We start from the raw sequence: 26,783 nt of genomic DNA on the forward strand, positions 1-26,783 counted from the left end.
TATTTTCTATTTGATAGTAAGCAAAACATCTCCTTCAAGAACGGCATCTCCTCTATAGGCTTTGATCTTTTCAATAATGCCATCCCTATCACTTTCTATATTGTTTTCCATCTTCATAGCCTCAAGTACAAGTAAAAGTTGACCAGCTTTGACTGCATCGCCTTCCTTCACTTTCAGTTCCATAACTACCCCCGGAAGCGGTGATCTCAATTCATATGCTTTTCCTGAAGATATTTTAGGCTTAATAACCGGCTCTATTGATTGTAAAGTAGGTTTATGTATCTCTTTAGTCGTCAACCGGGTGGGATTGGTGGTGATCCCTTCCACTTCCACTTCGTAAGGAACATCATTCACTGTCAGATTGACGATTTTATTCTCTACATTCTTTATTTTTACTGAATATTCAGTACCGTTTATTTTTATATTGTACTTCTTCATATGTATTATAGCTTATTTATGATTATCTTCCGTTAGAGGTTTGAGAAACACCGTATATTTTCGAACTCCATGGGGAATAAACTCTTGCAACGCGATTAATTGTAAGTACAGTATCTTCAATATCATGCAAATCCTCTGAATACTTGTAAATTGCAGCAGCAATCACTACCAACTCTTCACGCGTCATCACTTCTTGTCTCACGGGCATTGCAGTACCGGTTTTAGCAGCTATCACCCTCATTTCCCTCTTTTTTGTCACCCGGATATGGAACTTGCCCATATATTTGAAGATGAAATAAAGTAAGGTGAGCGCAATAGCAACAATAGTGATAGCTGTAACTGTTAACACAAGTCCTGAAGGATCTGCCTGACGGAACAATTCCGAACGCGGTACATTATTCGATGTATTATTACTGGCTCGGGGAGTGGAAGAAGGAAGATTCATCAGTTTCTCTACGCCATCATAATCTTTAAACCATCCGAAAGATAGGTTTTCAATCATATTAGCCCTATTGAAATATAAAGAGTCAATCACCTCTTTTTTGTTGCCTGGGCCACAGAAAACAATATAATCGGTATCCTCTAATTTGAAATTGGTATAGAATGTGCCCTTATCCGTATCACCTCCCGTATAGAAAAGAATGTATCCCTGCGAACCAAGCGCTGTCTTGGGATCACCCTGAGGAATACGGTATTCTTTTCCTCTTACCCTCAGACAGGCACCTCCTACGTTTACTTTCCCATACCCGGTATTACGGAGTTCTATCCATCCCGTCGTACGTCCATAATCGTCCCTGAGGCCATCTGTATTATATACTAAAATTTCGTTGATACGAATATCTCCAATAGATTGTGCTGACACCGCAAAGACCGAAAGTATACATACGAAGAGTAATCCTGTTTTTCTCAATAATAATTGTCTCATATCTTATTTGTTTTATATATATCAATACATCTTTAGTCAATTAGTAGCTAATTAGTATTCAGATATATACGAACATGGTTTTACATAAAAATTTAACAGGAAGCTGAATTTCAGCAACTTTATAGTGAGCCACTACCGTAAATTACGGTATACACATTAAATATTTGTAGTCTACCTGTGGAAAATGAATTTTTCAGGTATAAAGATACGTTTTTTATAAGCAAAAAAATATATATATTTATTTTTATAAGATAATTTAAAAGTTCTTTTCCTTTTCCAACAATGGTTACACCCCTATTTTATCATTTTGTTCAGATAAAAAATGACGAAAGACGAACAAAGCACAAAAAAATGACACTTATTTTGTTCCTCCATTATTGTCAACAGAGTAACAAAATAAGTATCAGTATTATTCAGATGCAGACGGAATTAAAACGTAAAATTTTTTCGTTCTAAATAGTCCGGATTACATTGTCCATATCCAGACGAAATTTGGGAGTAACAGAGGGTTGGTTTACATCATCTTTATCCCGGTAACCGATAGCGACTGCAAACAATGTTTTGTAGCCGTCCTGCTTTAAAATGCGGTCATACTCTCCGATCTGGATCCCTTCCATAGGAGTAGAATCTATGCCCATATTTGCACAGGCACTCAAGAAAAATCCCAGAGAAAGATAGACCTGACACGACAACCATGATTTAATTTCTGCTTCACCTTTAGGTTTCACCATGCGGTTGTAATATGATCCTGACCTTTCCGGTAGAAGAGATAGATTCCATTTCTCAAAATCCTCCACATTTTCAATCACACTGAAAACAATGACATGACTGGCATCTTTGACTTTTTCTTCGTTATGATATGAAACTTTCGACAATTTATTTTTCGTTTCCGCATCCGATATAAAAGTAAATTTCCAGGGTTGACTGTTGATAGAAGAAGGACTTAACCGAATGATCTCTTTTAACTGTTCGATCGTTTCATCTGCAATTTTCCCATTCGGATCATACTTTTTAGTCGTGTATCTGCTCTTTGCAATATCTAAAAAACTCATATTTTCAAAACTTGATTATCCCTTTTTGCGGATACAAATATAGTAATAGTATGCCATCTCTGCAAAAACGAAAAAGCACAAGCAGTGAGAAACAGATACCGTATCATTCCGATAAAAGACTATTTATCAAAGAATTGAAGTCTCTCTTAAATTCTTCATAGAAAAGTCCTGTCGCCGGGCCGTTGAAACCGGTATGAATTTTACGTACAACTCCTTTTTTATCTATAAACAACGTAGTAGGATAACTGGAAAAATTATCCACCTCTGGAAGCGCATTAGCTACGCTTTCCCGTCCTACTTCTCCTCCAAAAAGTATCTCATAATTCGCACCGTATCTGTTTTTCAAGCGGGTCAATGCTGTCTTCGCGTAATCGAAATCGTTCTTTCGTTCAAATGCGATTCCTATAACTTCCACACCTCGCTCTTTGTTCTCATCATACCAGGGCGCAAGAAACTCCATCTCATCCAGACAGTTGGGACACCAGCTTCCAAGGATGGAGATGATAACGACTTTACCACGATAACGTTCATCGTTCAACGATATGTTTTCTCCTTCCAGATTGGGTAGGTTGAAGCCAAGAGAGCTGAATTCCGGCTTTAAATTGGCTAATGAATAAGGATCCGCCAATTCAGCGTAATCATTTCTTGTACCAACAATCCCTGTCACACCCCGGGTAGTATAGAACTTCCCGTTAAATACCGAATCATTGGAAAAACGGATCTCGAGGAGATACGGGCTTAAACCGCCAAAAGCCGACAAATTTACTCCCGACTCGGTATAAGCGCCTTCCAAGAACCGCAGATCTCCTGAATTAGTCAGGATAGAGCCGGTGACAATATTATTATTTTCCGATTTAAAAACACCCACATTACGGCTAGTATCATCCTTTTCACTGATGAAGAGAACATCCCACTTTCCGTCGATGCGGATATCAGAGATAGTCTCCACCGGCTTAAAACGCTCTTTGACTCCAAAGGTGGCGTGGAAAGGAATTCCAGGATCATTTTCAATATAATTCTTGATAAATTTCCCTTCGATGGTATCACCGGAAACAATACCTTCTATATAAGCATCATAAGCCGCGATGGGAATAATAAGTGTATCGGATTGAAGACGTACGCTGTCTAATTTCACCCGTTCTACCCCGTTCACTAACGTAACCGAAGCAGTATCAGTTCCGGCAGCACTGACCTCAAACAGGAAAGGTGCTTTCTTGTTATCCGCTACAGCGAGTTCTCCTCTCCAGACTCCATTTTGTAGTCTGTCCTGCTTTTGACACGACACAACAAAAAGTGTCATTACAACTAAATAAACCAACCATTTAACTTTCAGCATGATTTCTGATATTTTATTGTTTTACAAAGCTAAGAAACTGTTTTGAATTTAACGAATGTATACTTCAAAACAGTTCCTCAATGCATTATTTAAAAATCCATAACTTCGTTTGAATTAAATCATTCCCCTGTGCAGCAATTGCTCCCTGATAATTTTTCAGATTGACAGTCTGCTCCTTAACCGGATAATATAATCTGGCGGGAATACCACCATCTCCAAATAAGGGAGAGAAAGTATAGGAGACAGACTGCCCTTCAATCACTCCGGAGAAGATCACATCATCCTTTTTTATCAGGAAATCAGGGTATCCGGTTCGTCGGTAATCGCTCCAGGCTTCCAGAAATTGTGTAAAAAGGGCAATATATTTCTGGTTCAGCACATTCCGTTGGTTCGCTGAAGGAAGTTGGGACACGTAAGCATTGATATCGGCCGTGGCAACGCCCCATTTTTCAAGGGATGCTCTCACTCCGTTCACATAGTTGGCCTGGTTCCAGTTATTATATTCCGAAATTAAAAATTCCACTTCGGAATATTCCAATAGCACCTCCCCGAAATCAGCAGCACTATAGATAGTTCCGGGAAGACTTACATCACCTGACGAGAAACTGCCTGCCTGCGCTTCCGTCAATCCGTAAGCCAATCCTTCATATACACCAAGGTTATTTACTGCTGCATACTTACTTAAACGTGGATCGGCAAGCGGAAGTTGGGAATTTTGACCTTTAAGCAAATCGATAAACGGTTTTGAGAGAGCAAAATCCCGTCTGTTTGCTGTAACCGTAGCACGATAGTAAGGCGCTTCGTTGGGAGCAGCGGCAGCATACTTATAAACAGCATTGTCCGCATTGCTTGTAAATACTCCTTTCTGTAAAGCATCGGAAAAATGAGATTGGTACAGGGCATTATTTTTTGCTTTTAAACGGGTAGCAAACCGTAATCGCAACGAATTGGCAAATTTCGCCCATTTGACATTGTCACCACCATAGATAATATCCGAAACACCAAACGTTTTTTCTCCCGAGTACTTCAACAAAGAATCAGTCGCCTGCTCCAGTTCATTAAGGATATCTGCATAGATTTTCTCTTGCGAAGCATATTTGGGCGTTATATTATCCGGATTTTGCTGCAACGCCTGAAAATCGGGATCATTACTACCATACGAATTATAGGGTACATCACCGAAAATATCGGTAAGGGCATAGTAGGCGTACGATTTCAGTACGCGACTGATGGCTATCTGAGTGGCATTCCTACCCGCTCCGTCTGCCGTCACTAGATCTTTGGTAGCGGGATCGGTATTCAGGTTGATGATTTCCTGCAAATTGTTCAATACACTGTACAATCCGCTCCATATATCAGCCGAATAGCCAAAAGGAATATCATAACGTGACTGGCTGGTGTAAGTGACCTGACTGATTTGCTGGACAAACAGGGCTGAACTTCGCAAAGATGCTTCTTCGCCTCTTACATTGTCTATCAGATGCTTCTGTGCCGTTGAGATCAATGAGGTTGTCGGAACTGATGACGGCCGGTTGGGATCGATATTCAGATCTTCATCGATGCAGGATATAAAGCCTATCGCCGACAAAATAAAAAGTATATATAATAGTTTCATATAATTTATGATTTGTGATTTGTGATCTACTAAATGTCTTGAATCTTGTTTTTGGGACCTTTTAAGAAATAAAATGTTTCATTTCATTTTTTGAACGGAGAAACGTTCCGTGACACGTGGTCCTAAAAGTTTTGGTTCTCTTCAAAACTTAATATTCAGATTTATTCCATAAGTTAACGGGGTAGGCATATTACCACCTTCAATTCCCTGCACGTTCCCACTACTGTTTGTCAATTCAGGATCAATAGTTTTACTCTTTCTGTACAGGTAAAACAAATTGCGTGCGTAAAGTGAGGCTCCGATATTTTTAACTATCGCATTCCCGGGTAACTTGAAATCATAACCTAATGAGAGTTCCCTTAGTTTAATGAATGTAGCATCGAAAATATCAAAAGTTGTCGGCCCATTGTAATGGTTTCTTGCCCACGCCTGTGCTGTTACATTCTTAGTATTTGGGGCTGTGTTGGTTACCGAATAGGTACCATCAGCATTAAATGTTACGTCGCCAGTCACACCATCAGCCACAACTCCTGTTTCGCGGATACCGTTGGCAGCCGTTTCAGGCAGGATTCCCGAATACATCGCCACCTTGTAGGTTTGAGAGAAGAATTTTCCACCGACGCGTGAGTCGATCAGGAAATTGAAGCGCAGGTTTTTATACCGTATCCCGTTTTGAAAACTCCACAGAAAATCGGGTAAGACACTGCCAAGCGAAACCAGTTGTTGGGTACGCATGTAAAGTCCGTCACTGCCGATCACCTTTTGTCCATCAGGTGCATACACGAAGTCATAACCGTATAGTTGTCCGTAACTTTCGCCCTCCTGTGCCGCCAGACTGACCAGAGAGGTACTTAAATCGAGACGGCTTACCGCATCGGAAAGTTCAATGATCTTATTATTATTTTTGGAATAATTAACGGCGAAATTCCAATCCAGATCACGTGTCCTGACCGGATTCACTCCCAGGATCAGTTCAATTCCCTTGTTATTGATCTCTCCGGCATTAATCAGTTTTGAAGAATATCCAAATGCATCGGATGTGGGAAGCCAAATAATCTGATTGCGACTTGTATTGTTGTAATAAGTAAAGTCGATATTCAACAGGTTATTGAACAGCTGAAGTTCCAACCCGGTTTCGAGAGAAGAGGTTATCTCCGGCTTGAGATTCAGGTTATTCAACTGGCTGGGCAATGTATAGGCAATTTTCCCGTTAATAGGTGTAACGGCCTGATATACCTTATAAAGCCGGTAGGGATCGGTATCATTACCCACTTGTGCCCATCCCAAACGGTATTTGGCAAACGATAACCAACTCTGATCTTTCAAACCGGGTAAAGCACTTAAGATCACAGATGACGTTACCGAAGGATAAAAATAGGAATTATGCTTTACCGGTAAGGTCGAAGACCAATCGTTACGGAACGTACCGTCGAGATAAAAAGTACTCTTCCATCCATAAGAAACACTTCCGAACACAGAAGATAATTCTTTCTTGTATAAACCGGTTTCAGGATTAATCACTGTAGATGTAGCATTGTTCAGGCTATAATAATTGGGGACGATTAATCCTCCGGAAGTAGATATATCGCTGACACGCCGGTTCCGCTGCAGGAAGTTCGTTCCAAGATTGGCCACTAAAGAATGATCATTCCATGAACGATTGAGACTGGCTAATAATTCATAATTGAATTCACCATAATTTTGATTGTATTCCTGATAGGAGGATTGCGAACGTGAATTATAGGCGATCCTGTCCTGGAAACTATATTGAAACACATCAGCATAAATCCGGCCGGTTAGTGAAAACCAGGATACGGGAGAAACTTGTATTCCGAAGTTACCATATAACCTGTCCCTATCCTCCTGAAGATAACTTTCGTAAGCCGACCAGTACGGATTATCGATATATTTTGTTTTTTCATCCGCAACTGTATTTCTGTAGCCTGTACGGTTCCATGCCCGGGGAGTACCATCGGGACGCTTATAGTCACTCAGTTTCTTGTAATCCACTTGCACGGCACCCCACTGGTAGGCTTCGAGGATGATATTACGGTTAGATGCACCTGTCCAGGGACGGCCATTAGATACCGTCTTCAGGTAGTTGGCGCTTGCGAAGAACGAAACATATTCCCCATCCACGTTTCCCGAGACACTAAGCGAATTCTTATCGAGTGAAGCATTCGGTATGGTACCTGTGACATTTTTGTTGGTGAACGATACCCTGAAAGCGGAATTATCATTCGACCTGGAGAGCGAGATATTATTGGTATTGGCAACCCCGGTTCTAAAGAAATAATTCACATCATTTTCGGGATATAACCACGGCTCTGGTTTCAGGTACTGGTCCGGATATTCGGGGTCAAGATTGTACCAGTGCAACACAGGTGTACCGTCCAATTTAGGCCCCCAGCTTTCGTCGGCAGCATAATCTACGATATTGTAGGTTTGACCGTCGATGGTCGCGGTGGCAAAAGTTGTATTGTATCCACCCCCGTACAATTTTTGTCGTTCCGGCAGCCTTACTACATTTTCAAATTCCAGACCCGTATTAACTTCAATAGCAATTTTACCAGTTTCGCTCACCCCCTTCTTTGTGGTAATCAGGATGACTCCATTGGCTGCCCGGGATCCATAAAGTGCAGCGGCAGAAGGTCCTTTCAGCACGTTTACAGAAGCGATATCGTCAGGATTAATATCCTGAATGGTACTCCCCACATCTTTACCGGCACTACCATGAATAGTGGGGGAACTGTTCAGATCACTATTATCCAGCGGAACACCATCGATAACATACAAAGGTTGGTTATTTCCCGTGATAGAATTGATTCCACGCAAGGTGATACGGGAAGAACCGCCGAGGTTACTTCCTCCCGAAATAACCTGCAATCCTGCAATCTTTCCGGCAAGGGCAGTCAACGGATTCGTCGGCCGAGTCTGAAAAGCATCGGCAGAAACATTTTGTACTGCGTAACCGAGCGCCTTCCTTTCGCGAGGAATATTCAGGGAAGTAATTACTACTTCACTCAATGCGGTAGTACTTTCCTGAAGAGTAATATTAATCCTCTCCGACCTCAACGCCTTAATTTCCTGTGTTGAAAAACCGATATAGGAAAATTCAAGTGTTCTTCCGCTTTCGATATTGATCCGATAATCGCCGTCAATATCAGACACTGCTCCCACCCGGGGATTGTCTTTATCGACGATGGTAACACCGATAAGCGGATGGCCTTGCGTATCGGTTATTTTTCCGGTAATGGTAACCGTTCTGTTATTCTGTGCATTGAGATTCAGAATAAACAGACAGAGAAATAAAAATAAATTTGTTTTGATAACCTTCATAATCGTTCTAATATTTATATTTAAAAAAATATTTTTCGTCATTTTTCTTTATAATTCTCTTCGTTTTTCGACCGTTATGTATCAAAAAAAACGGATGATTCATATTTACTGATCAGCCGTTTCCATTATATATCTGTTTCGCTATAGACATAAGAGATGCCGACTGTCGGGTAATTTGCGACAATTCATCATCATACACATACAATTTGCCATAGCGAAAAGAGGATACATCTGATTATTCTTTAGAGGATCATATTTTTAAATTTTGTCGAGAGCCTGTTGCAAGTCGGCTTTGATATCGTCAATATTTTCAATACCGACTGAAATACGGAGTAATCCGGGTTCCACCCCACTTGCTTTTTGGGCTTCAGGCGATAACTGCTCATGAGTCGTAGCCGCCGGATGGATAATAAGGGATTTAGTATCTCCTACATTGGCAAGATGGCTTAATAACTGTACATTATCGATAAGTTTATCGGCATCCTCTGGTGTACCTTTCAGTTTGAAAGTAAGTACTGCTCCGGGGCCTTTCGGGAAATATTTCTGGGCCAACGCGTAATATTTACTGCTCTTCAATCCGGGATAATTTACATATTCCACTCTGGGATGCTGTTCAAGCCATTCGGCCAATGCCTGTGTATTCTCCACATGGCGTTCCAGACGAAGTGAAAGGGTTTCCAGACCTTGTACCAGAAGAAAAGAGTTGAACGGGCTGATGGTATTACCCCAATCACGTAATCCCTCTACCCTTGCCCGGATATTGAAAGCGATATTACCAAACGGGCCGTTAGTACCGAATACATCCCAGAATACCAGTCCGTGGTAACTTGTAGAAGGTTCGGAGAAGGAAGGGAATTTTCCGTTTCCCCAGTTGAATTTTCCACTATCGACAATGATCCCCCCAAGGGAAGTGCCGTGACCGCCAATCCATTTGGTTGCTGACTCGACCACTACTGCCGCACCGTGTTCAATCGGACGGAAAAGATAACCACCCGCACCGAAAGTATTGTCCACAATCAGCGGAATATCATGTCTGTGAGCCACCTCTGCAATGGCATCGAAATCGGGAATATTCAGTTCCGGATTACCGATCGTCTCCAGATAAAGGGCTTTGGTGTTATTGTCAATCAGCCTTTCAAACTCTTCTGGATTATCATTTTCGGTAAAGCGTACTTCAATACCCAGGCGTTTGAATTGCGAGTTGAATTGATTGTAAGTCCCTCCATAAAGGTGAGAAGTGGTCACGAAATTATCGCCCACCTGTAAGATATTGTTCAGTGCAATAAATTGTGCCGATTGTCCCGATGAAGTAGCCAGTCCGGTCACACCACCTTCCAGCGCAGCCACCCGCTTCTCAAAAACGTCGGTCGTGGGGTTTTGCAAACGCGTATAGATATTTCCGAATTTACGGAGTCCGAAAAGATCAGCGCCATCTTTTGCATCCTCAAAAACATAGGATGATGTCTGATATATCGGTAAAGCACGAGAGTGCGTTGTTTTATCTACTTCTTGTCCTGCATGCACCTGCAGGGTCTCAAATTTATAATTGCTCATATTTGTAATGTTTTATATAATATTTATGTGTGAATAGAAATAATAATGCTTTGCAATTGCAAAAGGGTATATAGAAATATAAATGTGCTGTCAGCAGCACATTCGCTTTATCTGAAGAGATATTTTGTGACAACTATTGCTGTGAAGTAGATTACTGAAATAAAAATCTGTCATTTCCATTATTTCTTTATTATTTGCCTTGTTTAACGATGCAAAGATAGGGTGAGGCATTAAGCATGACAATACCACAAATATAGTATATTTCAATCAGCCTTTATAAAACGATTGTTTTGTGGCTATCTGCTTGCAAGGCAGATTCACGTTGAAATAATATCGAAGATGAAAAAAGTTTAAATAAATTACGAAAAAAATTGTATTATAAAAAAAAGTAGATATATTTGCAGTGTATTAATAAACTAATACACTATTATGATTAAGATTGAGAATGTTCATTTCAGCTATGGCCGCCATAAGGAAGCTCTCCCGGGCATAAGTCTCGAGTTAGAAACAGGTCATGTACACGGTATATTGGGATGCAATGGCGTCGGTAAAAGTACCTTAATGAAGATCATGTCGGGGGTATTGATTCCTTCCAAAGGTTCCATTACAATCGGGAGCAATAATCCCAGTCGGCGCCTGCCTTCATTCTACCGGGAGATAATAATTATTCCGGAGGAATTCGACTTGCCCCATCTGACATTTGAGGATTACACCAGGCTCAACGCCTCATTTTATCCATCATTCTCGTCCGAACTACTCGAAACGTATGCTACAGACTTGGCCATCAAAAGAGAGGTTTATCTCGATGGAATATCTATGGGTGAACGCAAAAGGGCCTATATCGCCTTTGCTCTCGCCTGCCAGTCCCGTTACTTATTCATGGACGAGCCCACTAACGGTTTGGATATTCCATCAAAGTCAGTATTTAAGAAACTATTGGCGTCATTCATCACTCCCGAAAATACAGTTGTAATTTCAACACATCAGGTGGTCGACGTAGAGAATATAGTGGATAGTGTGGTCATTATGGATAAAAGCGGAATCCTGTTAAATGAGAACATTGAGCGTATTGGACAACGTTTACGTTTTGGAATTATTCATACTGATGAGACACCTATATGGAGCCAGGATAGTTTATTGGGCAAACGGGGAGTCATTGAAAACCGTAATGGGCAGGATTCCATCGTGGACATCGAGATACTGTTCAAGGCGGTATTGAGGGACAAGGAGCGTATTATAAAAATTATGCAATAAATCATCATTGAATCATGAACGATACTTTTAATTTCAAACGATTTGCCGGTTATACGGCAAAGGTTTACAAGGAGAATTCCCGCAATTACCTGATGTATGCCTTACTGTTATTCTGCATTCAGATAGGAACTATACTTCTAACCCTGGATAGAAGACATCCGACAGTAGTGGTATCATTCATAATTTGGATATCACTGTTATTTGGAATACTGTTTGTATTCAGTGAAATGAAACCCTTTCGAAATAAACATATCTCCATCATAAACAACACGTTACCAGTTTCCTATTTCGAGAAATATTTATTAATTTTACTCAACACGACATTGATATACATAATCGTTTACTGGGGTATTTTTTTTATAATGACATTGTTGATATCAGGCATCTTCAGCTATGGAGATATGACCAGCTATTGGCTAAGTGAAGAAGGGGTATTCTATCGAGGGAATACGACCAAAATCATGGCTATTTTTATATCTATGGCAATTTTTGCTGGAACAACAAATATAAAAAACCATCTGTTGGCTTTTCTGATTATGATGGCTGTCTCACTACCTCTCCTCACATTACCTATTTTCTTACCCACCTGGGTTAGCAATGCTTCCGATGAAGTTATTTTCTGGCAATACATGTTCAATCGATTTGAATTGATGGTCAGTTCAGGGGAAACTTCTGTAGTGTATGGCAATACACCTATTCTGGGTAATTTCTTTCGATGGCTTATTGGTCACGAATACAATTTTTTCATATGGGCGATCCTGTTTCTGGTCGCAGGTTATTTCAACTTCAAAGAACGTCAGATAAAGTAAAAAAGCGATGGAATTCAATCAGGAAAAACCGATATACCTCCAGATAGTCGATTGGATGAACGACAAGATACTGGGAGGAGAATGGAACAGCGATGAGCGTATCCCATCCGTACGCGACGTGGCCATGGTGTTGCAGGTAAACCCCAACACCGCAATGCGTGCATTCGACCACCTGCAAAGCGAACATGTCATCTACAATAAAAGAGGTATCGGCTATTTTGTCGAACCGGACGCCCGGACAAAGATTCTGGATAGTGAGAAAAAACGTTTTCTTACGGAAATATTGCCCGATATATTCACCCGAATGGAATTGCTTGGCATTTCCAGTGAAGATCTACACGAAGAGTACAAAAATCATAAAGCTTCAAAACAATGAAAACAAGCACTAAAATATTTGTTGTCTATGGATCAATCGTCGTTGCCTTACAACTGATTTTCCTCATACACGCCCTGATTCAATACCAACGATTAAAACCTTTAGGGGTCGAGATGAGTAAAAAGCTTGAAAACACAGCTATCCATCATATTGTGATTGATGCGCCAACAGCTAAGTATGATCCCGCAAAATCAGTGTTTAGAAATGCCGGATGGGACAGGAACTTCTTTTTAGATGCTTATCTTGCGACAAGCCATATCAGCAATGATACACTTTATATCAAAGGGGTAAAGGATTATAATTCAGTACTGCAAGATAAGCGATTCATTGGAGAATTACGCTCAACAACCATTTTTACCAGCAACGACACCATTCGTTTTGACTATTGAGAATTGGCATGAGAAACAGTTATATATCAAAACCACTGGAGCGGAGGCGTTTTTTCTCGGATTGTCGTTTTTTATCGTCCAGCCGTTTTTGGACGGATTGAAATGAAGGTTTGGTCGCGATCCGTTTTCTTTCTGTCTTGAGGGCTTGACGGATAAGAAGTATAAACTTTAAGGTGACCGCCTTTTTATTCAGCCATTGAGTCCGTTCGGAATCACTACTGACCTGCAGTACCCCGTTCTTATTAATACGATTGGCCAGTTTTTCAAAGATACGTTGCTTTTCTGTTTCAGTTAATATTTCGGAGGTGTTTACATCGAAGGAAAGGGTAACTTTCGAAGCCACTTTATTCACATTCTGTCCCCCGCTGCCACTACTTCTCACTGCAGTAAATTGACACTCCTCTACCAGACTCTCTATATTATCGCTCATCATTATTACATGCTAAATTGGCTGGCAAATATAAGGATATTTTGAAACTTTTGCGTAACTTCGTCGCACGTTCATTCAGACAACAAAATGCGCACTTATATCATCGCCGACAATCAGGATATTACACGGGAAGGGCTTATATCTGTATTAAAATCACAGGATATAAAAAACCAGGTGGAGACCGTACATGGCCGTAACGAATTACAGGGTCGGCTGCGCACCTATCCCGAATCGATCGTGATATTGGATTATAGGTTATTCGATTTTGTTTCCGTCAACCAATTTCTAAATATGAAGATGGGCGCAAAGAAATCGGCGTGGATTTTATTCTCCGACGAATTGGAGGAGCATTTTCTCCGTCAGGTACTGCTGATTGATCCCTCCATCAGCGTAGTAATGAAGAATAATCCCCTACAGAATATTCTCGATGCCATCACCTCTGCCACCTATGGTGAGACCTACTTGTGTGATATTGCCGAGTCGGTGCTGAATGACAGCCCTCCCCAGAAAAAAGAATCGGATAAACTGACCGTATCGGAAAAAATTATACTCAGGGAGATCGCTCTCGGGAAAACTACCAAAGAAATCGCTTTTGAAAAACATCTTAGTTTTCATACCGTCAATACTCACCGCCGGAATATCTTCCGGAAACTGGCCGTCAATAATGCCCATGAAGCCACGAAATATGCACTGCAAGCCGGATTACTCGATCTAATGGAGTACTATATTTAGTCGTAAGCATCACTATTCAAACGACTTATCTACTATCATACGATTTGCATTTAATTCCATACTCACACAAAACAAACCAAAATCACAGAAACATTGTTATAGGAAAATACTAGAATTATTCATCCTTAAAAATCACAGCCTTATGAGTACAGAAAATTTAAGCAACCGCAGTGCCATTGACAAATTGAAAGAGCTGGTCGACAAGATCGACGTCGGCATGTTATGTACCTTCGTATCGGGAAGCGATTACCCGCACGCCATACCAATGAGCAGACAGGAAGTGGACGAAGAAGGCAATATCTGGTTCCTCTTCTCTTCAGATAGTACAGCCTATCAGAACCTTCAGGGCAATAAGAATGTAAGCTTGTTGTACGCCCACGTAGGGGACTACAATTTCCTAAGTATTAACGGCACCGCCGAAATTTCTGAAGACCAGGAAAGAATTAACAAATACTGGAACAAGATGATAGAAGTCTGGTTCGAGAAAGGAAAGGAAGATCCTCGCATCCGTGTGCTGAAAGTAATCCCTGATGAAGCCCACTATTGGGATAATAAAAACAACAAACTGGTCACCCTGATGAAACTGGCAGCAAGCGCTATCTCCGGCCAGCAGATGGATATCGGCAGGGAGGGTGAATTACGTTTATAAATTCTCACCACTTTAATCGCAGACAATATGGATTTAAAATCGAACGAACCGTTCTGGTTGGTAAAGAATGGCTTATTGTCATCATACCCTTCGCTTCATGATGATGCCGAATGTGACGTACTGGTAGTTGGTGGCGGTATCACCGGCAGCCTGATAGCGCATCAATGCGTAGGAGAAGGATATAAAACGATATTGATTGACAGGCGTGAAGTGTGCAACGGGAGTTCTTCCGCTACTACTTCGATGCTGCAATTCGAAATCGATACCCCCTTGTACGAGTTGATTGAACTGGTCGGTGAGAAAGGTGCCGTAGCGAGCTACGATGCCTGCTACAAGGCAATCGACCAGTTGGGAGAAATCACTTCAAAAATAAAATCGAAAGCCGGTTTCAAAAAAAAAGACTCGCTTTACTTTGCCGCCTTAAAAAAAGATGTAAATTGGCTTAAAAAAGAGTTTGAGACCAGAAACAAAGCCGGTTTTGAAGGTAAATGGCTCGAAGCGGAAGAGATCCTGAAGAAATATGGTATACACGGTTCCTATGGTGGAATTCTTTCCAAACAGGGAGGGAGCATTGATGCTTTCTGCCTGGCGCATGATTTGCTGGAATATAACCACAAGAAAGGATTGGAGGTCTATGATAAGACCGAGTTAATGAATGTTGATTACAAAAGAAGTTTCAATCTTTGTACGACAGCCACCGGAGCGATTATCAAGGCCAAAAAGGTGGTTTATTGTGTAGGCTATGAAGCCGCCAATATGATCAAGGAGAAGTTCGTGGACCTGATCAGTTCCTTTGCCATTGTTTCGGAAGTGAATGAAAAGCTCTACCAGCAATACAAGGACGTGCTTATCTGGAACACTGCCGATCCCTATTTATATATGCGGACTTCGGATGACGGACGTTTCCTGATTGGAGGAGAAGACGAAGAATTCCGGAATCCTGCCAAACGTGATGCACTGATCGGCAAGAAAGAGCAGAAGCTTGTCAAGGCGTTCAAGAAACTTTTTCCGGACAAGGAGTTTTATTCCGATTTCGCGTGGGCAGGTACTTTCGGGGAGACTAAAGACGGATTGCCCTATATCGGTGAGCACCCCGATTTCAAAAATTCTTATTTTATCTGTGGCTTCGGAGGTAACGGTATCACTTTCTCTGTGGCAGGTATGGAAATGGTCTCCCTCTGGCTCAAAGGAAGAAAGCATTTGCTATCACCCTACTTTGCCTTCGGACGGTAAAGTAAATAAAACTATTATTCATTTTTTCGCGTGTTCACCTTTTGTGAACGTGTGTTTTCTGTGAAATACTAAAGAGATCATGAAAAGGGTTTCCTTCCCGGTGCTACTAAAGATAGTCTGATATAATTAAACATTTTTCTTTTTTAATTGTCTTAACAAAAAAGAAGAAATGAAGAAGATTTTGACATTGGCACTGTTATTCTTGGCAGTGATGAGGCTTTCCTCTAAAAATAACCAGATAAAAAAACGTCCATTATGGGTAGGTTAGTAGTTGGTATCTCCACGGAAAACGATATGCCAGAGAAGATAGCGGTAAAAAAAAGATATGTAAATGCGGTTATCCAAGCCGGGGGCATTCCTCTTCTTCTCCCTTTTACCGACAATGTAGAAGTGCTGCGATCTGTTGTTTCCCTTATCGATGGTTTACTTTTAATTGGAGGAGATGATGTTTCGCCTTTCCTTTATGGAGAGTCTCCTATTGCTGGGTGTTTTCTCATCTCTCAGGAACGGGATACATTCGACTATACTTTATTGCGATTGGCGTGTAAACGACAGATACCTGTATTCGGTATCTGCCGGGGATTGCAGGTGATTAACGTCTATTTTGGAGGTACGCTATACCAGGATCTGCCTACTCAATTCCCCTCGGATGTATGTCACAAGTCCCAATCTCCTGATAAGGTGTCACAACACAGGATTCATTGCCTGGAAAATAGTATCCTGCACACTGCCACCGGAAAAGAATATTTGGACGTATCTTCTACCCATCATCAAGCTGTGAAGGAGTTAGCGAATGGTTTTACGGCTACGGCCTTTGCCGATGATGGTGTTATAGAGGCAATCGAATCGGATTCTAATTCTGTTTGGGGTGTCCAATTTCATCCTGAACTGTCAATACCCGATAATCATGAAGATATGCAACAGATATTCAGCTATTTTATTACTCAAATGAAATTAAAAAAGGAACGACGGTATCACGGTAATCCTAATAGCGCATCAATGTATGGGTGAAGAGTATAAGACGATTACCGTTCACCGGGTGGTACATTGAGCGCAAATTCCTTTCATCACGAAATTGACACTCTCAAGGCGGAAGTTTTGGGGTAATGCAATATTGGGAATGGAAATACTCTCCATGCAGTAGGTATTGCCGCACTTGTTACAGTGGAAATGCACGTGCATATCGCCGAGGGAGCATTGGCAATCGTCACGGCAGACCGAATATTTGATAGAGCCGGAACCGTCGTCTATGCTATGGATCAGGTGATGCTCATGGAAAAGGGTTATCGTGCGGGAAAGGGTCGATTTATCCACTGTTCCCATTTCACTTTCCAAGTCGGAAAGACTGAAAGCGGCATTATGGTTCAGCATGACATCCAACACCAGCATCCTGATAGCAGTAGGTTTTATATCCCTGTGTCGAAATATTTTCTCGATATGTTCCGTATCCATAGATGGCAAACTATTTATTCAATACAAGACGTAAATATAGCCATTCCCGTCTAACTACCACCAGGAAATCCTTAAAATTTCTTCCGCATGATGCGGATAGCATTGAATATGCCCAATAGCGATACACCCACATCGGCAAATACAGCAGCCCACAAACTGGCTATCCCAAGCGCCCCGAGAAGCAATACGGCAAGCTTCACGCCAATAGCCATGGTGATATTCTGGAGGATGATCTGCCGGGTCTCCTTCCCGATGCGGATAGCCATCGGAATTTTGGTTGGCTGGTCGGTCTGGATGATTACATCTGCCGTCTCAATGGCCACATCACTACCCAGACCACCCATCGCGATTCCCACGTCACTCAGGGCCAATACCGGCGCATCGTTGATGCCATCTCCCACAAAAGCCATCCTGTTGGCACCGGTTCTCATCAACTCCTCGAATTTTTCCACCTTTCCTTCCGGCAGCAAATTACCGTAAGCATGGTCAATACCGAGCTCTCCGGCCAGTTTGGATACGATAGCCTGCTTGTCTCCTGACAGTATCACGATATCCTTTATCCCCGTTTTGCGTAACTCTTCGACAGCTATTTTTGCATCTTCTTTGGGTGCATCGGCGACAATGATATATCCAGCATACTTGCCATCAATCGCGCACAAGACCGTCGTCTCGGGAATATCCTTCACCTCATCAGGATAAGTCACACCATTGGCATGCAGCAGTTTTATATTCCCGGCAAGGATATTCTTCCCGTCTATTTCACCTTCCATCCCCTGTCCTGCCACCTCCCTGACATTCATCGGCAGGGAAGAGACCATGTTATCGGGCAATGAAGGAACAATGGCTTTGGCTATGGGGTGGTTGCTTTGCGATTCCAGTATCGCCACGGTACAAAGCAACTCATCTTTCGAAAGACCTTCCACAGGGACAATATCCTGCACCTCGAACACGCCTTTCGTTAGCGTGCCGGTCTTGTCCATCACCACCGTATTGATTTTTGTGATGACATCCAGATAATTGCCGCCCTTGAACAGGATTCCCTGACGGGAAGCGGCGCCGATCCCACCAAAATAGCCCAATGGAATACTGATGACCAATGCGCAGGGACAGGATATCACCAGGAATACCAGTCCACGGTACAACCAATCATTGAAGAGATAGGTGAATTCCGGATTGACAAGCGACCATAACCAGGGTAACATGACAATCAGCGCAGCCAACAGGGTGACCAGCGGTGTATAGATGCGAGCAAACTTGCGGATAAAGTGCTCGGCAGGCGCCTTGCGTTCGGTGGCATCTTGCACCAGTTCCAGGATGCGGGTAAGGGCGCTCTGTCCAAACGGTCTGGTCACCTTTATCCGGCAGACGCTATCCACGGCAATCATACCGGCCAACACCTCTTCATCTTTCTTGATATGCCGGGGTACGCTTTCTCCCGTCAATGCCGATGTGTTGAACGCAGCCGAACCGGAAAGCATGACGCCGTCCAGCGGGACCCGTTCACCGGCTTTCACCTCGACCGTATCCCCTACCCTGACCTCTTCAGAGAAAATGGTCTTGATACCATTCTCCGTGACCATGGATGCTTTCTCGGGACGTACATCGAGCAATGCGCCGATATTTCGCCTGGCACGGCTGACAGCCGCATCCTGGAAGAGTTCACCGATGGAATAAAACAACATCACCGCCACACCTTCGGGATACTCACCGATAAAGAAAGCGCCGATGGTGGCAACGCTCATCAGGGTGAATTCGTTGAAGACATCCTTCTTCCACATGGCTTCCCATGCCTCCTTCAACACGGGGATACCTACCGGAAAATAGGCAACAAGATACCATCCCAACCGGATCCATTGATTCTCGAAGAAAGAAACTCCCATAGCGGACAGGATGATACCTGCCATCAATAGGAAGAAAGAAATCAAAGCCCTTGTAATGGGCCCTTTTTGGGACGTACCCTCTATTTCATGTGTATGGGTGTGGGGAGTGGCCGAAGCTACCGAACAAGCACCCTCACTACAACAATGTGCCATAATTCTATTTTTTTCATATTTCTAGTGCCAAAAGTACAACCAATCCTATGCAACTGGGTTGCAAAAAATAATTATCTTTGTTGGTCATAAATAAAACCCCATTGGATTTATTGCTTCCCCCAGTCATTTTCAGTACCGGGGAGATTAAAATCACGGATAATTAATGAATTCAAATCAGGAAAGTGCTACTCGATGGCTGGGTAAGAGGGTTGTAGAAGCAAAAGGAGCATATATTGCTGCCTCGGCATTTACGATTATAAGTGCAACAAGTTTTGTAGTTTTTTGCTGGTATTTGTCGGGATTCGCAGCAGCATGGGTCGATAAGGGAGTTATACTACCCGATAGACTACTCTATGCATCACTATTTCTTACCGGAAGATATGTCTTTGCCCATTTCGCATCGCAATACAATTACAATGCCGGCAATATCATCGTCTCCAAAATCAAGAAGAGATTATATCCATTATTACTCAACAACAGCCAGTTGGATTCCACTGCGAGCGCTTTGTATGTCACAAGGATAAGTGACGACCTAAAGCCCTTCTACGCCTTTTTCATCCCTTATGCCGTTGCAACGGGATTGGTCAGTTCAGTATTATTGATCGTCTGTTTCTGGATCGAGATGTGGGTGGGTATTATCTTGTTGATATCTTTACTGGTTATCCCGATGCAAATGGCGGTTATCGGCATAGGCGCTGAAGCGCTTCACAGGAAACACACCAATTTATTCCTGAAATATTCGGCAGTGTTCTATAACCGCCTGCAGACCATCGCGGAGATTGTCAACCTGGATAACTTCAAAGCACAATACCGTTTTTTATCGGGTAAGAGCAAGGAGTTAAGCAAGGCCACTACCAGCGTGATGCGGGTCGCTTTCTTATCCTCCACCGCTTTAGAACTTTTCGTAACCATAGCGATTGCTGCTATTGCCATTTACCTGGGAATGAGCTTGCTTGGCATAATGCCCGGTGCCAGTTACGGGAAAGGATATGATTTCGGGACCGCACTCTTTTTACTGACTATTACACCTTATTTTTTCTTCTACTTACGGAAGTTCGTAAGTGCCTATCACGACCGGAACAGGGCTTTGGCATCGGCAGAATTGTTGATACCCATATTGAACCAGGAGGTTGCTCCTCCTTTGGCTGATATACACGAGAAGATCAATAATTTTACTATCAACGGCCTGCATTTCACTTATCCCGACTCACCGGCGAAAGTATTGAACAACATAAGCTTGCAGCTACCGGTAAAGGGATTGGTGTTGGTGAAAGGAATTTCGGGCTCGGGTAAGTCAACCCTGCTAAAAATCTGCACAGGAAGCTTGTTTCCTCAGGAAGGTACAGTTTCTGTCAACGGGAAGGATAACCAATGGTCACACCGCTGGTTGAAGGAGAACTCATCGTATATGAACCAGTTTCCGTTCATTTTCGACGGAACACTGCGATACAATGTTTTCCTTGGAAAGGAAACAGACCAGGATAGCGATTACCCCAAGTTTCTTGACAAGATTATTGCCAAAAAGAAAGATGGCTGGCAGAGCGAGTTGAGCCACAACGGCAAACAACTTTCCGGCGGAGAAAAGCAACTGGTGACACTTGCAAGAATGATGCTCCACCCAAAGCCGGTAGCCATTCTGGACGAACCGACAGCCAATCTGGACAGTGATACGATAGATGTTATCCTTCCTCAAATAGTTGCATTATCCAGGGAACGCCTGGTAATCGTCGCTTCACACGAGAAGATGTTCGATGCGGTGGCCGACGTCACACTGAATTTAAACTGGGGGGAACAGGTGTAATATATGAATGTGCCAATGATACAAACAAAGAAAATGAATCAAATGAATGAATTTATCATACAATATATATTGCGGCCTTTCACAGGCAAATGGATAAGAGGATTTCTGCTGCTTGCCCTGTGGACAGCAGCGTTTATTGCCATGCCTGCCGTGTCGGGATGGTTCCTGGCTATCTGTAGCATAGTATTCATTACTGCAAATACGGCGTTCTCCTACCTGATTCCGTCGGCTATTATCCGATTGCTGGCGTTATTGCGTACGTCAACAAGGTATTTCGAGCGATTGGAAAATCACAAAACTACTCTCGACGCACAACAGAACCTGCAGCTCAAAATATTTCGGTCGGTAGCCAGGTTTCCCTATTTCAAAAAGCAGGTCAATAATAACTCTACATTGCTAGAGAACAGTACCCACGGTGTTGAGCAGATACTGAACCATATCCTTTTATGGATCATGCCGCTGTGGGCATTGGTCGTTTCACTGATTATCTACTTTGTTTTTCTTTTTCTGTTTTCACAGACCATTGCAGTAGAGTTTCTGGTTTCTTCGGCCATACTACTGTTTATCGTGCCCCAATTTTTTTTCCGGAAAAATGGCAAACTCTATGACTCTTTGAAAATGCATCGGGAAGAGAATAACCAGATGTTGATCGAAAGTTTCAGAGGAAGGATAGAGATCTCGAAATACAACATGGAAGAGAAAGTCATCGGGCAATACCAGCAGAAATTGGGGCAACTGGAACGACTCGAAAGTAAACTGCAAACCAACTCATTCTATCTGCAACTGATTGCCGGACTGGGGTTGAGTTATATAGCAGCTTTCCTGCTCTGGAATTCTTCGAATGTTGGTGTTGACGGACCTACTGCAGTCGGCATTTTCTTTGGTATCATGGCACAAGCCGAATTGTCGGAGATGCTTTTCTCCGGAAAGTCGGAAAGGAGTTCGGTCAGACAGCAGATCAGCGACGTGGACTCGATCATCAAACAAGGAGAAGAACCGGATGATAAAGTTCAAGTTGATGCTACGCTGGAGAGTCTGACACTGAATGGTTTGAGTGCTGAAATCCCCGATACGCCGGTACGCACAGGCGAGGTGTCGTTGGAGATTAAAAAAGGAGATTGGATTGCGCTCTTCGGTGAGACAGGGAAGGGTAAAACCACCCTACTGAACGGTCTTTTTTACCCTGAGTACCGCCACAGCGGTTCATTGAGGTGGAACGGTGAAAAAGAACTGTCGCATTTACCCGTGCCCGAATCAGTCTATGTCACCCAGAAAGCCTATCTGCTTACCGGCACGTTGCGTGAGAACTTCGAAGGATATCCCGATGAAGCGATCGAGCAGGTACTAAAGACAGTCGATCTGTCGAGTTGGCGTTCATCGCTCCCTGAAGGATTGGGTAGCTGGCTGGGGGAAAACGGGGAAACGTTAAGCGGCGGACAACGGAAGAAACTGCTACTGGCACAGGCGCTCCTCAAAGAACCTCAACTGCTGGTCGTAGATGAGCCCACAGCCGGCATCAGTTCCGAGAATGCAATTGCCATTTTCCAAAATATCAAACGCAGATATCCTCACATCACCATACTGATGGCTACCCACCTGAGAGATTTTGAAGAGGTTGTCGATAAAGTGATCAGAATTTAAGGCCCGATCCTAATTCTTCACTCTTAATTCTTCATTTTTCACTCTTCACTTTTAATTTTTCACTTCCCTGCATCCCAGCCATAATCAACATAATCCCAAGACATGCTACCGTTCTTATAGACCCGGACGAGCATATACCCTTCCTCGGTATCAAGCAACGGACCTCCCCACCATGAAGCAGAAACCGCTCCACCGGTTATAAAATGTGTCCTGTTGACCAACATCTCCTCATACAGATGCTGGTGTCCCTGAAATATAACTTTCAGATTATATTTCAACAGAATATCCCAAACCTCCTTAAAATTAGAGAACATGTCTGCATCTTTGACTACCCCTTCCATAGCAGGGTAATAAAGCGACTGGAAAGGAACATGCGTAACCACCACCAATGGGGTTTCAGGAGATATGGCTGCCAGATCAGTTTTGAGCCATTCCAACTGTTCCGGTCCCACACAATAGTTCCTTGTAGTCTCATTGATTTGAACACTGTTCAATATCACATAATGAACGCCTTTGTGATCAAAGGAATAATAGGTATCACCATAATTTTTCTCGAAGAATTTAAATCCCGCAGGATCGGGTTCATTGTTAAAGGTATAATATCTATCATGATTACCGATAGTAAAATAAGCTTTTACGCCCGACTCGGCCACAACTGATTTAAACCGGCCCACAATCGAATTGGCTTTATCCGAATCTTGCGGCTGAAAATGATCCAGATCCGTAAGGTCGCCTCCAAAAATCACAAAATCTATGTTTTGCGACTTGGCATGTTCCAGAGCCTGCTTTAATCCGGCAGCACTGACATCTGCATTATTGGTGTTCATATGCACGTCGGTCAGGAATGCAAACCTGAATGCTACTTCTTTCCCGGGATTATTAATTTTACCGCTATTTCCTGTGCAGGAAAAAAATAAAATCATTAATGAAATGGCAATAATTAATTTTCTCATATGATTATCTTTTTATTCGGCGTACGGTTTTCACGACCATTTCACCTTGATATTTGTTCAATGACACAAAGTTAATTCAAATAAATATTATTTGTACACAAAGAAACTTTTATATCACCTTCAATGGATGATAAAATGAAGTGCGGAACTACTTTTTCTGATAGTATAATTTTAACTACATTTGTAGAATGTAACATGTGCCTCAGGCCAACTCAAGCAAGCTTGGTTCGCTATTCGGCTTTTATTACATTTGTATTTTAAAAGAATAATATTTTATGAGGTTTTTTCAGGTAACAGTTTACAATCTTCTTCTGACACTATTTCTCTTTACTGCAATCACCAGTATCTCAGCCCAAAGCAATGGAACTTCAACGAGTTATCAGTTAAAAGGCCGGATTATCAACAAAACAAACGGTACCCCTGTAGAATTTGCCACCCTTATTTTATATAACGTAAACGACAGTACGCCTGCAGATTACACTGTGACCGATCCTTCAGGTGAATTCACCCTAACTACCAAGGATAAAGGCAAATATTTCATTAAGGCCAGTTTTGTCGGCTATAAATCAATAGGGACCGATCCATTTGAGATTTCTACCGAAGGAAGAAAAATTTCATTGCCTGATATTCTGTTGGAAGAGGATGAGCAACTCCTTTCAGAAGTGGTCGTAACAGGCCGGAAACGACAGGTGGTATATAAGTTGGACAGACAAGTGATCGAAGCGGCAGAATTTCTCTCTGCCGCGGGAGGTACTGCCGCCGACATCCTGATGCAGACTCCCTCCATTCGCGTGGATGCAGAGGGTGAAATTACCTTCCGGGGGAGTTCGGGATTTAAAGTATATATTGACGGGAAACCGGGATCGCTAAACGGTGCTGCGGCATTGGAACAGATCTCTGCGGGTCAGATCGATAACATCGAGGTATTGACCACCCCTTCTGCCCGGAACGAAGCCGATGGTGCGGCCGGTATTATCAATATAAACACCAAGAAAAGTGATATAGAGGGATGGAGCGGAATGGTCAACCTGATGGGAAGCTCCGTCTGGTCGCGAAACATTGATTTTCTGTTTGCCCTCCGCAAAAAGGATTTCCGGTGGCAGTTATCGGGTGAAGCATCCCGCCGCTTTGTATTGAGCGATTATGATCAACTGAAAAAAATCATCACACCGGAGTTATTGACGACTGATCATTCCACGGGCTTAAGGAAAAGGCATACGGCATGGTATTACCTTACATCGTCTTTCGACTGGTACAGGGACAACACCACCTGGTCGGCTGCCATCACGGGAGGCTGGAGAGATCGCTGGAGAGGCGGAGAGTTGCATTACGAAGATACCTACGAAACGGTAGCCACAGGAGAAAAGAGATACGGATCTTTTAATGGCAAGGATTTCGTTCACCTGTACGAATCCCATTCCAGACTTGACTTAGGCATGGACCATAACTTCCCGGACAGGAAAGGGCACAAGTTGACTGCCTCCCTATATGGATTATACGAAGGCGGCGCAATGGAGAATTTCCAGACCGACCTGTGGGATATGCAGGGTAAGCAGGTGCAGGGACATCGTGCCTGGGAATATGAATATCGCTTTACCGGACAGGTAAAAGCCGATTATATCTATCCTTTTGGCAATGAAACCGGTAAATTTGAATCGGGTTATCAGCTGTTTTCATATACTGAAGACGGGGACTACAAGATTGATATGTTTGACCAACAACAGGATGCTTTTGTCCGTCAGGACGATCTCTATAATAAATACCTTTTTCGCAGGGATATCCATGCCTTGTATACAATGGTCTCGGATGTACACAACCGCCTCGGATATCAGTTGGGATTAAGGGGAGAGTACAGTTATCGCAAGCTGGGAAACAATTTTGAATGGGCACGTCATAACTGGCATCGTTTTGACTTCTTCCCGTCGGTACATCTTTCCTATATTTTAAATGACCATTCACAGATCCGGGCAGCCTACAGTCGCAGGATTACCCAACCGGAACTGTTTTACATGGAACCCTATGTCGTATATGTGGATTACAACACGGCCCAGATGGGAAATCCGTTCATCAAACCGGAATATACCAATTCGGTGGAGACAGGATATAATTACACTTTCAAGAATAGCAATACGATTTCTGCTACCCTCTTCCACCGTGCCCGCAAAGATAAAATTGAACGACTACGTGTCCCCTACCATTCAAGTGTCACGCTCGACTCGATGGCCAATGTCGGGAACGACTATTCTACCGGCTTGGAATTGGCGGCGAGCCTGCAACTCAATAAGTATTGGAATCTGGACGCCAATACCAGTTATTACTTCTACAAGATAAAAAATCAATTTAAGATCGATGATGACGAAGAGAGCTGGAATTGGCAGTTGGCAGTCAATAACAATTTCGATGTGGCAAAGAACACCCGTGTCAGGATGGAGGCCTATTATGTAGGACCGATGGTAAGTACCCAGGGACGTGTAGATGGGTTCTTCTACCTGAATCTCGCAGCCCGACAACAATTCCCCAAACAGAAATTGACGGCCAGCCTTGTCGTCAGGGATATTCTCTCCTCTGCAAAGTATATCAACACACGGTCCGGCATCGGTATGGAGACACTCAGTAAAATCTATCCCCGCTCCCCTCTGTTCACAATGACATTGACATACACTTTCAATAATTTCAAGCCACAGCGTAAAGCAGAAGGCCCCAATCACGATCTGTTCGAGGGAACTAACAGATAACTCATTGAGATAATGACAAGACGAACTATCTCATATT

The 26,783-nt window shown here is 42.8% G+C and carries 22 protein-coding genes; 11 read left to right on the top strand and 11 right to left on the bottom strand.

What is annotated here, in order from left to right; translation table 11 throughout:
• Positions 1–6: 6 nt before the first annotated feature.
• The 7 genes from VB073_RS16295 to VB073_RS16325 form a co-directional block, all read right to left on the bottom strand.
• Complete coding sequence (locus VB073_RS16295; RefSeq protein ID WP_323405250.1) at positions 7–438, bottom strand: biotin/lipoyl-containing protein; 432 nt, start codon at positions 436–438, stop codon at positions 7–9.
• Positions 439–460: 22 nt separating this feature from the next.
• A complete protein-coding gene (locus tag VB073_RS16300) occupies positions 461–1,363 on the bottom strand; it encodes an OadG family transporter subunit (protein ID WP_323405251.1) in 903 nt (300 codons plus the stop codon).
• 452 nt (positions 1,364–1,815) lie between these two features.
• Positions 1,816–2,415 carry a nitroreductase family protein gene (locus VB073_RS16305; RefSeq protein ID WP_323405252.1) on the bottom strand — a complete coding sequence of 200 codons (600 nt, stop codon included), beginning with the start codon at positions 2,413–2,415 and terminating at the stop codon, positions 1,816–1,818.
• Between the two features lie 103 nt (positions 2,416–2,518).
• Positions 2,519–3,751, bottom strand: coding sequence for a TlpA disulfide reductase family protein (locus tag VB073_RS16310; protein WP_323405253.1), 1,233 nt, complete (start codon positions 3,749–3,751; stop codon positions 2,519–2,521).
• Positions 3,752–3,836: 85 nt separating this feature from the next.
• Complete coding sequence (locus VB073_RS16315) at positions 3,837–5,366, bottom strand: SusD/RagB family nutrient-binding outer membrane lipoprotein (RefSeq protein WP_323405254.1); 1,530 nt, start codon at positions 5,364–5,366, stop codon at positions 3,837–3,839.
• 141 nt (positions 5,367–5,507) lie between these two features.
• Positions 5,508–8,705: a SusC/RagA family TonB-linked outer membrane protein gene (locus VB073_RS16320; RefSeq protein ID WP_323405255.1), complete on the bottom strand. Its 3,198-nt coding sequence runs from the start codon at positions 8,703–8,705 to the stop codon at positions 5,508–5,510.
• A gap of 258 nt (positions 8,706–8,963) precedes the next feature.
• Positions 8,964–10,259 carry an O-acetylhomoserine aminocarboxypropyltransferase/cysteine synthase gene (locus VB073_RS16325; protein ID WP_323405256.1) on the bottom strand — a complete coding sequence of 432 codons (1,296 nt, stop codon included), beginning with the start codon at positions 10,257–10,259 and terminating at the stop codon, positions 8,964–8,966.
• 429 nt (positions 10,260–10,688) lie between these two features.
• Between VB073_RS16325 and VB073_RS16330 the strand changes: the two genes are divergently transcribed.
• From VB073_RS16330 to VB073_RS16345, 4 genes are read left to right on the top strand one after another with little or no spacing between them, the layout of a single operon-like run.
• Complete coding sequence (locus VB073_RS16330; RefSeq protein ID WP_323405257.1) at positions 10,689–11,513, top strand: ABC transporter ATP-binding protein; 825 nt, start codon at positions 10,689–10,691, stop codon at positions 11,511–11,513.
• A 14-nt stretch (positions 11,514–11,527) separates the two neighbouring features.
• Complete coding sequence (locus tag VB073_RS16335; RefSeq protein ID WP_323405258.1) at positions 11,528–12,322, top strand: hypothetical protein; 795 nt, start codon at positions 11,528–11,530, stop codon at positions 12,320–12,322.
• Between the two features lie 7 nt (positions 12,323–12,329).
• A complete protein-coding gene (locus VB073_RS16340) occupies positions 12,330–12,698 on the top strand; it encodes a GntR family transcriptional regulator (protein WP_323405259.1) in 369 nt (122 codons plus the stop codon).
• On the top strand, positions 12,695–13,087 hold the full coding sequence (locus VB073_RS16345; RefSeq protein ID WP_323405260.1) for a hypothetical protein: 393 nt from the start codon (positions 12,695–12,697) through the stop codon (positions 13,085–13,087). Before VB073_RS16340 ends, VB073_RS16345 begins: the two co-directional genes overlap by 4 nt.
• 19 nt (positions 13,088–13,106) lie before the next feature.
• Here the strand turns inward: VB073_RS16345 and arfB are convergent, their stop codons facing one another.
• Entirely contained in the window at positions 13,107–13,520 is a 414-nt protein-coding gene (gene arfB, locus VB073_RS16350) for an alternative ribosome rescue aminoacyl-tRNA hydrolase ArfB (protein ID WP_323405261.1), read from the bottom strand.
• 84 nt (positions 13,521–13,604) lie between these two features.
• On the opposite strand from arfB, the gene VB073_RS16355 reads away from it, so the two are divergent.
• From VB073_RS16355 to VB073_RS16370, 4 genes are all read left to right on the top strand, one after another.
• The gene (locus VB073_RS16355; RefSeq protein ID WP_323405262.1) at positions 13,605–14,249 is read left to right on the top strand and encodes a response regulator transcription factor; all 645 of its coding nucleotides are present in this window, start codon (positions 13,605–13,607) and stop codon (positions 14,247–14,249) included.
• Between the two features lie 142 nt (positions 14,250–14,391).
• The gene (locus tag VB073_RS16360; protein WP_323405263.1) at positions 14,392–14,898 is read left to right on the top strand and encodes a pyridoxamine 5'-phosphate oxidase family protein; all 507 of its coding nucleotides are present in this window, start codon (positions 14,392–14,394) and stop codon (positions 14,896–14,898) included.
• Between the two features lie 27 nt (positions 14,899–14,925).
• Positions 14,926–16,131, top strand: a complete 1,206-nt coding sequence (locus VB073_RS16365) for an FAD-binding oxidoreductase (protein WP_323405264.1) — start codon at positions 14,926–14,928, stop codon at positions 16,129–16,131.
• Between the two features lie 255 nt (positions 16,132–16,386).
• Entirely contained in the window at positions 16,387–17,142 is a 756-nt protein-coding gene (locus VB073_RS16370; protein WP_323405265.1) for a gamma-glutamyl-gamma-aminobutyrate hydrolase family protein, read from the top strand.
• A 21-nt stretch (positions 17,143–17,163) separates the two neighbouring features.
• Here VB073_RS16370 and VB073_RS16375 read toward each other — a convergent pair whose 3' ends face one another.
• Together VB073_RS16375 and VB073_RS16380 are read right to left on the bottom strand one after the other, a co-directional pair.
• The gene (locus VB073_RS16375) at positions 17,164–17,583 is read right to left on the bottom strand and encodes a Fur family transcriptional regulator (RefSeq protein ID WP_323405266.1); all 420 of its coding nucleotides are present in this window, start codon (positions 17,581–17,583) and stop codon (positions 17,164–17,166) included.
• Between the two features lie 71 nt (positions 17,584–17,654).
• Entirely contained in the window at positions 17,655–19,616 is a 1,962-nt protein-coding gene (locus VB073_RS16380; protein WP_416349569.1) for a heavy metal translocating P-type ATPase, read from the bottom strand.
• A gap of 163 nt (positions 19,617–19,779) precedes the next feature.
• Here VB073_RS16380 and VB073_RS16385 point away from each other — a divergent pair, with 163 nt between their 5' ends.
• Positions 19,780–21,417, top strand: a complete 1,638-nt coding sequence (locus VB073_RS16385; protein ID WP_323405267.1) for an ATP-binding cassette domain-containing protein — start codon at positions 19,780–19,782, stop codon at positions 21,415–21,417.
• Positions 21,418–21,459: 42 nt separating this feature from the next.
• Positions 21,460–23,058 carry an ATP-binding cassette domain-containing protein gene (locus VB073_RS16390; protein ID WP_323405268.1) on the top strand — a complete coding sequence of 533 codons (1,599 nt, stop codon included), beginning with the start codon at positions 21,460–21,462 and terminating at the stop codon, positions 23,056–23,058.
• 59 nt (positions 23,059–23,117) lie between these two features.
• Here the strand turns inward: VB073_RS16390 and VB073_RS16395 are convergent, their stop codons facing one another.
• Entirely contained in the window at positions 23,118–24,011 is an 894-nt protein-coding gene (locus VB073_RS16395; RefSeq protein WP_323405269.1) for a metallophosphoesterase family protein, read from the bottom strand.
• A gap of 275 nt (positions 24,012–24,286) precedes the next feature.
• Here VB073_RS16395 and VB073_RS16400 point away from each other — a divergent pair, with 275 nt between their 5' ends.
• Positions 24,287–26,746: an outer membrane beta-barrel family protein gene (locus VB073_RS16400; protein WP_323405270.1), complete on the top strand. Its 2,460-nt coding sequence runs from the start codon at positions 24,287–24,289 to the stop codon at positions 26,744–26,746.
• The last annotated feature ends 37 nt before the right edge of the window (positions 26,747–26,783 follow it).

The organism is Proteiniphilum sp. (genome assembly GCF_034927365.1).
Lineage (GTDB): Bacteria > Bacteroidota > Bacteroidia > Bacteroidales > Dysgonomonadaceae > Proteiniphilum.

Bases quoted from the DNA above. Each gene is read 5' to 3' on its own strand.
- VB073_RS16360 (WP_323405263.1), top strand. From the start codon at position 14,392: ATGAGTACAGAAAATTTAAGCAACCGCAGTGCCATTGACAAATTGAAA.
- VB073_RS16330 (WP_323405257.1), top strand. From the start codon at position 10,689: ATGATTAAGATTGAGAATGTTCATTTCAGCTATGGCCGCCATAAGGAA.
- VB073_RS16300 (WP_323405251.1), bottom strand. From the start codon at position 1,363: ATGAGACAATTATTATTGAGAAAAACAGGATTACTCTTCGTATGTATA.
- VB073_RS16340 (WP_323405259.1), top strand. From the start codon at position 12,330: ATGGAATTCAATCAGGAAAAACCGATATACCTCCAGATAGTCGATTGG.
- VB073_RS16295 (WP_323405250.1), bottom strand. From the start codon at position 438: ATGAAGAAGTACAATATAAAAATAAACGGTACTGAATATTCAGTAAAA.
- VB073_RS16315 (WP_323405254.1), bottom strand. From the start codon at position 5,366: ATGAAACTATTATATATACTTTTTATTTTGTCGGCGATAGGCTTTATA.
- VB073_RS16355 (WP_323405262.1), top strand. From the start codon at position 13,605: ATGCGCACTTATATCATCGCCGACAATCAGGATATTACACGGGAAGGG.
- VB073_RS16370 (WP_323405265.1), top strand. From the start codon at position 16,387: ATGGGTAGGTTAGTAGTTGGTATCTCCACGGAAAACGATATGCCAGAG.
- arfB (WP_323405261.1), bottom strand. From the start codon at position 13,520: ATGATGAGCGATAATATAGAGAGTCTGGTAGAGGAGTGTCAATTTACT.
- VB073_RS16320 (WP_323405255.1), bottom strand. From the start codon at position 8,705: ATGAAGGTTATCAAAACAAATTTATTTTTATTTCTCTGTCTGTTTATT.
- VB073_RS16325 (WP_323405256.1), bottom strand. From the start codon at position 10,259: ATGAGCAATTATAAATTTGAGACCCTGCAGGTGCATGCAGGACAAGAA.
- VB073_RS16390 (WP_323405268.1), top strand. From the start codon at position 21,460: ATGAATGAATTTATCATACAATATATATTGCGGCCTTTCACAGGCAAA.
- VB073_RS16380 (WP_416349569.1), bottom strand. From the start codon at position 19,616: ATGGCACATTGTTGTAGTGAGGGTGCTTGTTCGGTAGCTTCGGCCACT.
- VB073_RS16310 (WP_323405253.1), bottom strand. From the start codon at position 3,751: ATGCTGAAAGTTAAATGGTTGGTTTATTTAGTTGTAATGACACTTTTT.
- VB073_RS16375 (WP_323405266.1), bottom strand. From the start codon at position 17,583: ATGGATACGGAACATATCGAGAAAATATTTCGACACAGGGATATAAAA.
- VB073_RS16305 (WP_323405252.1), bottom strand. From the start codon at position 2,415: ATGAGTTTTTTAGATATTGCAAAGAGCAGATACACGACTAAAAAGTAT.
- VB073_RS16395 (WP_323405269.1), bottom strand. From the start codon at position 24,011: ATGAGAAAATTAATTATTGCCATTTCATTAATGATTTTATTTTTTTCC.
- VB073_RS16335 (WP_323405258.1), top strand. From the start codon at position 11,528: ATGAACGATACTTTTAATTTCAAACGATTTGCCGGTTATACGGCAAAG.
- VB073_RS16400 (WP_323405270.1), top strand. From the start codon at position 24,287: ATGAGGTTTTTTCAGGTAACAGTTTACAATCTTCTTCTGACACTATTT.
- VB073_RS16385 (WP_323405267.1), top strand. From the start codon at position 19,780: ATGAATTCAAATCAGGAAAGTGCTACTCGATGGCTGGGTAAGAGGGTT.
- VB073_RS16345 (WP_323405260.1), top strand. From the start codon at position 12,695: ATGAAAACAAGCACTAAAATATTTGTTGTCTATGGATCAATCGTCGTT.
- VB073_RS16365 (WP_323405264.1), top strand. From the start codon at position 14,926: ATGGATTTAAAATCGAACGAACCGTTCTGGTTGGTAAAGAATGGCTTA.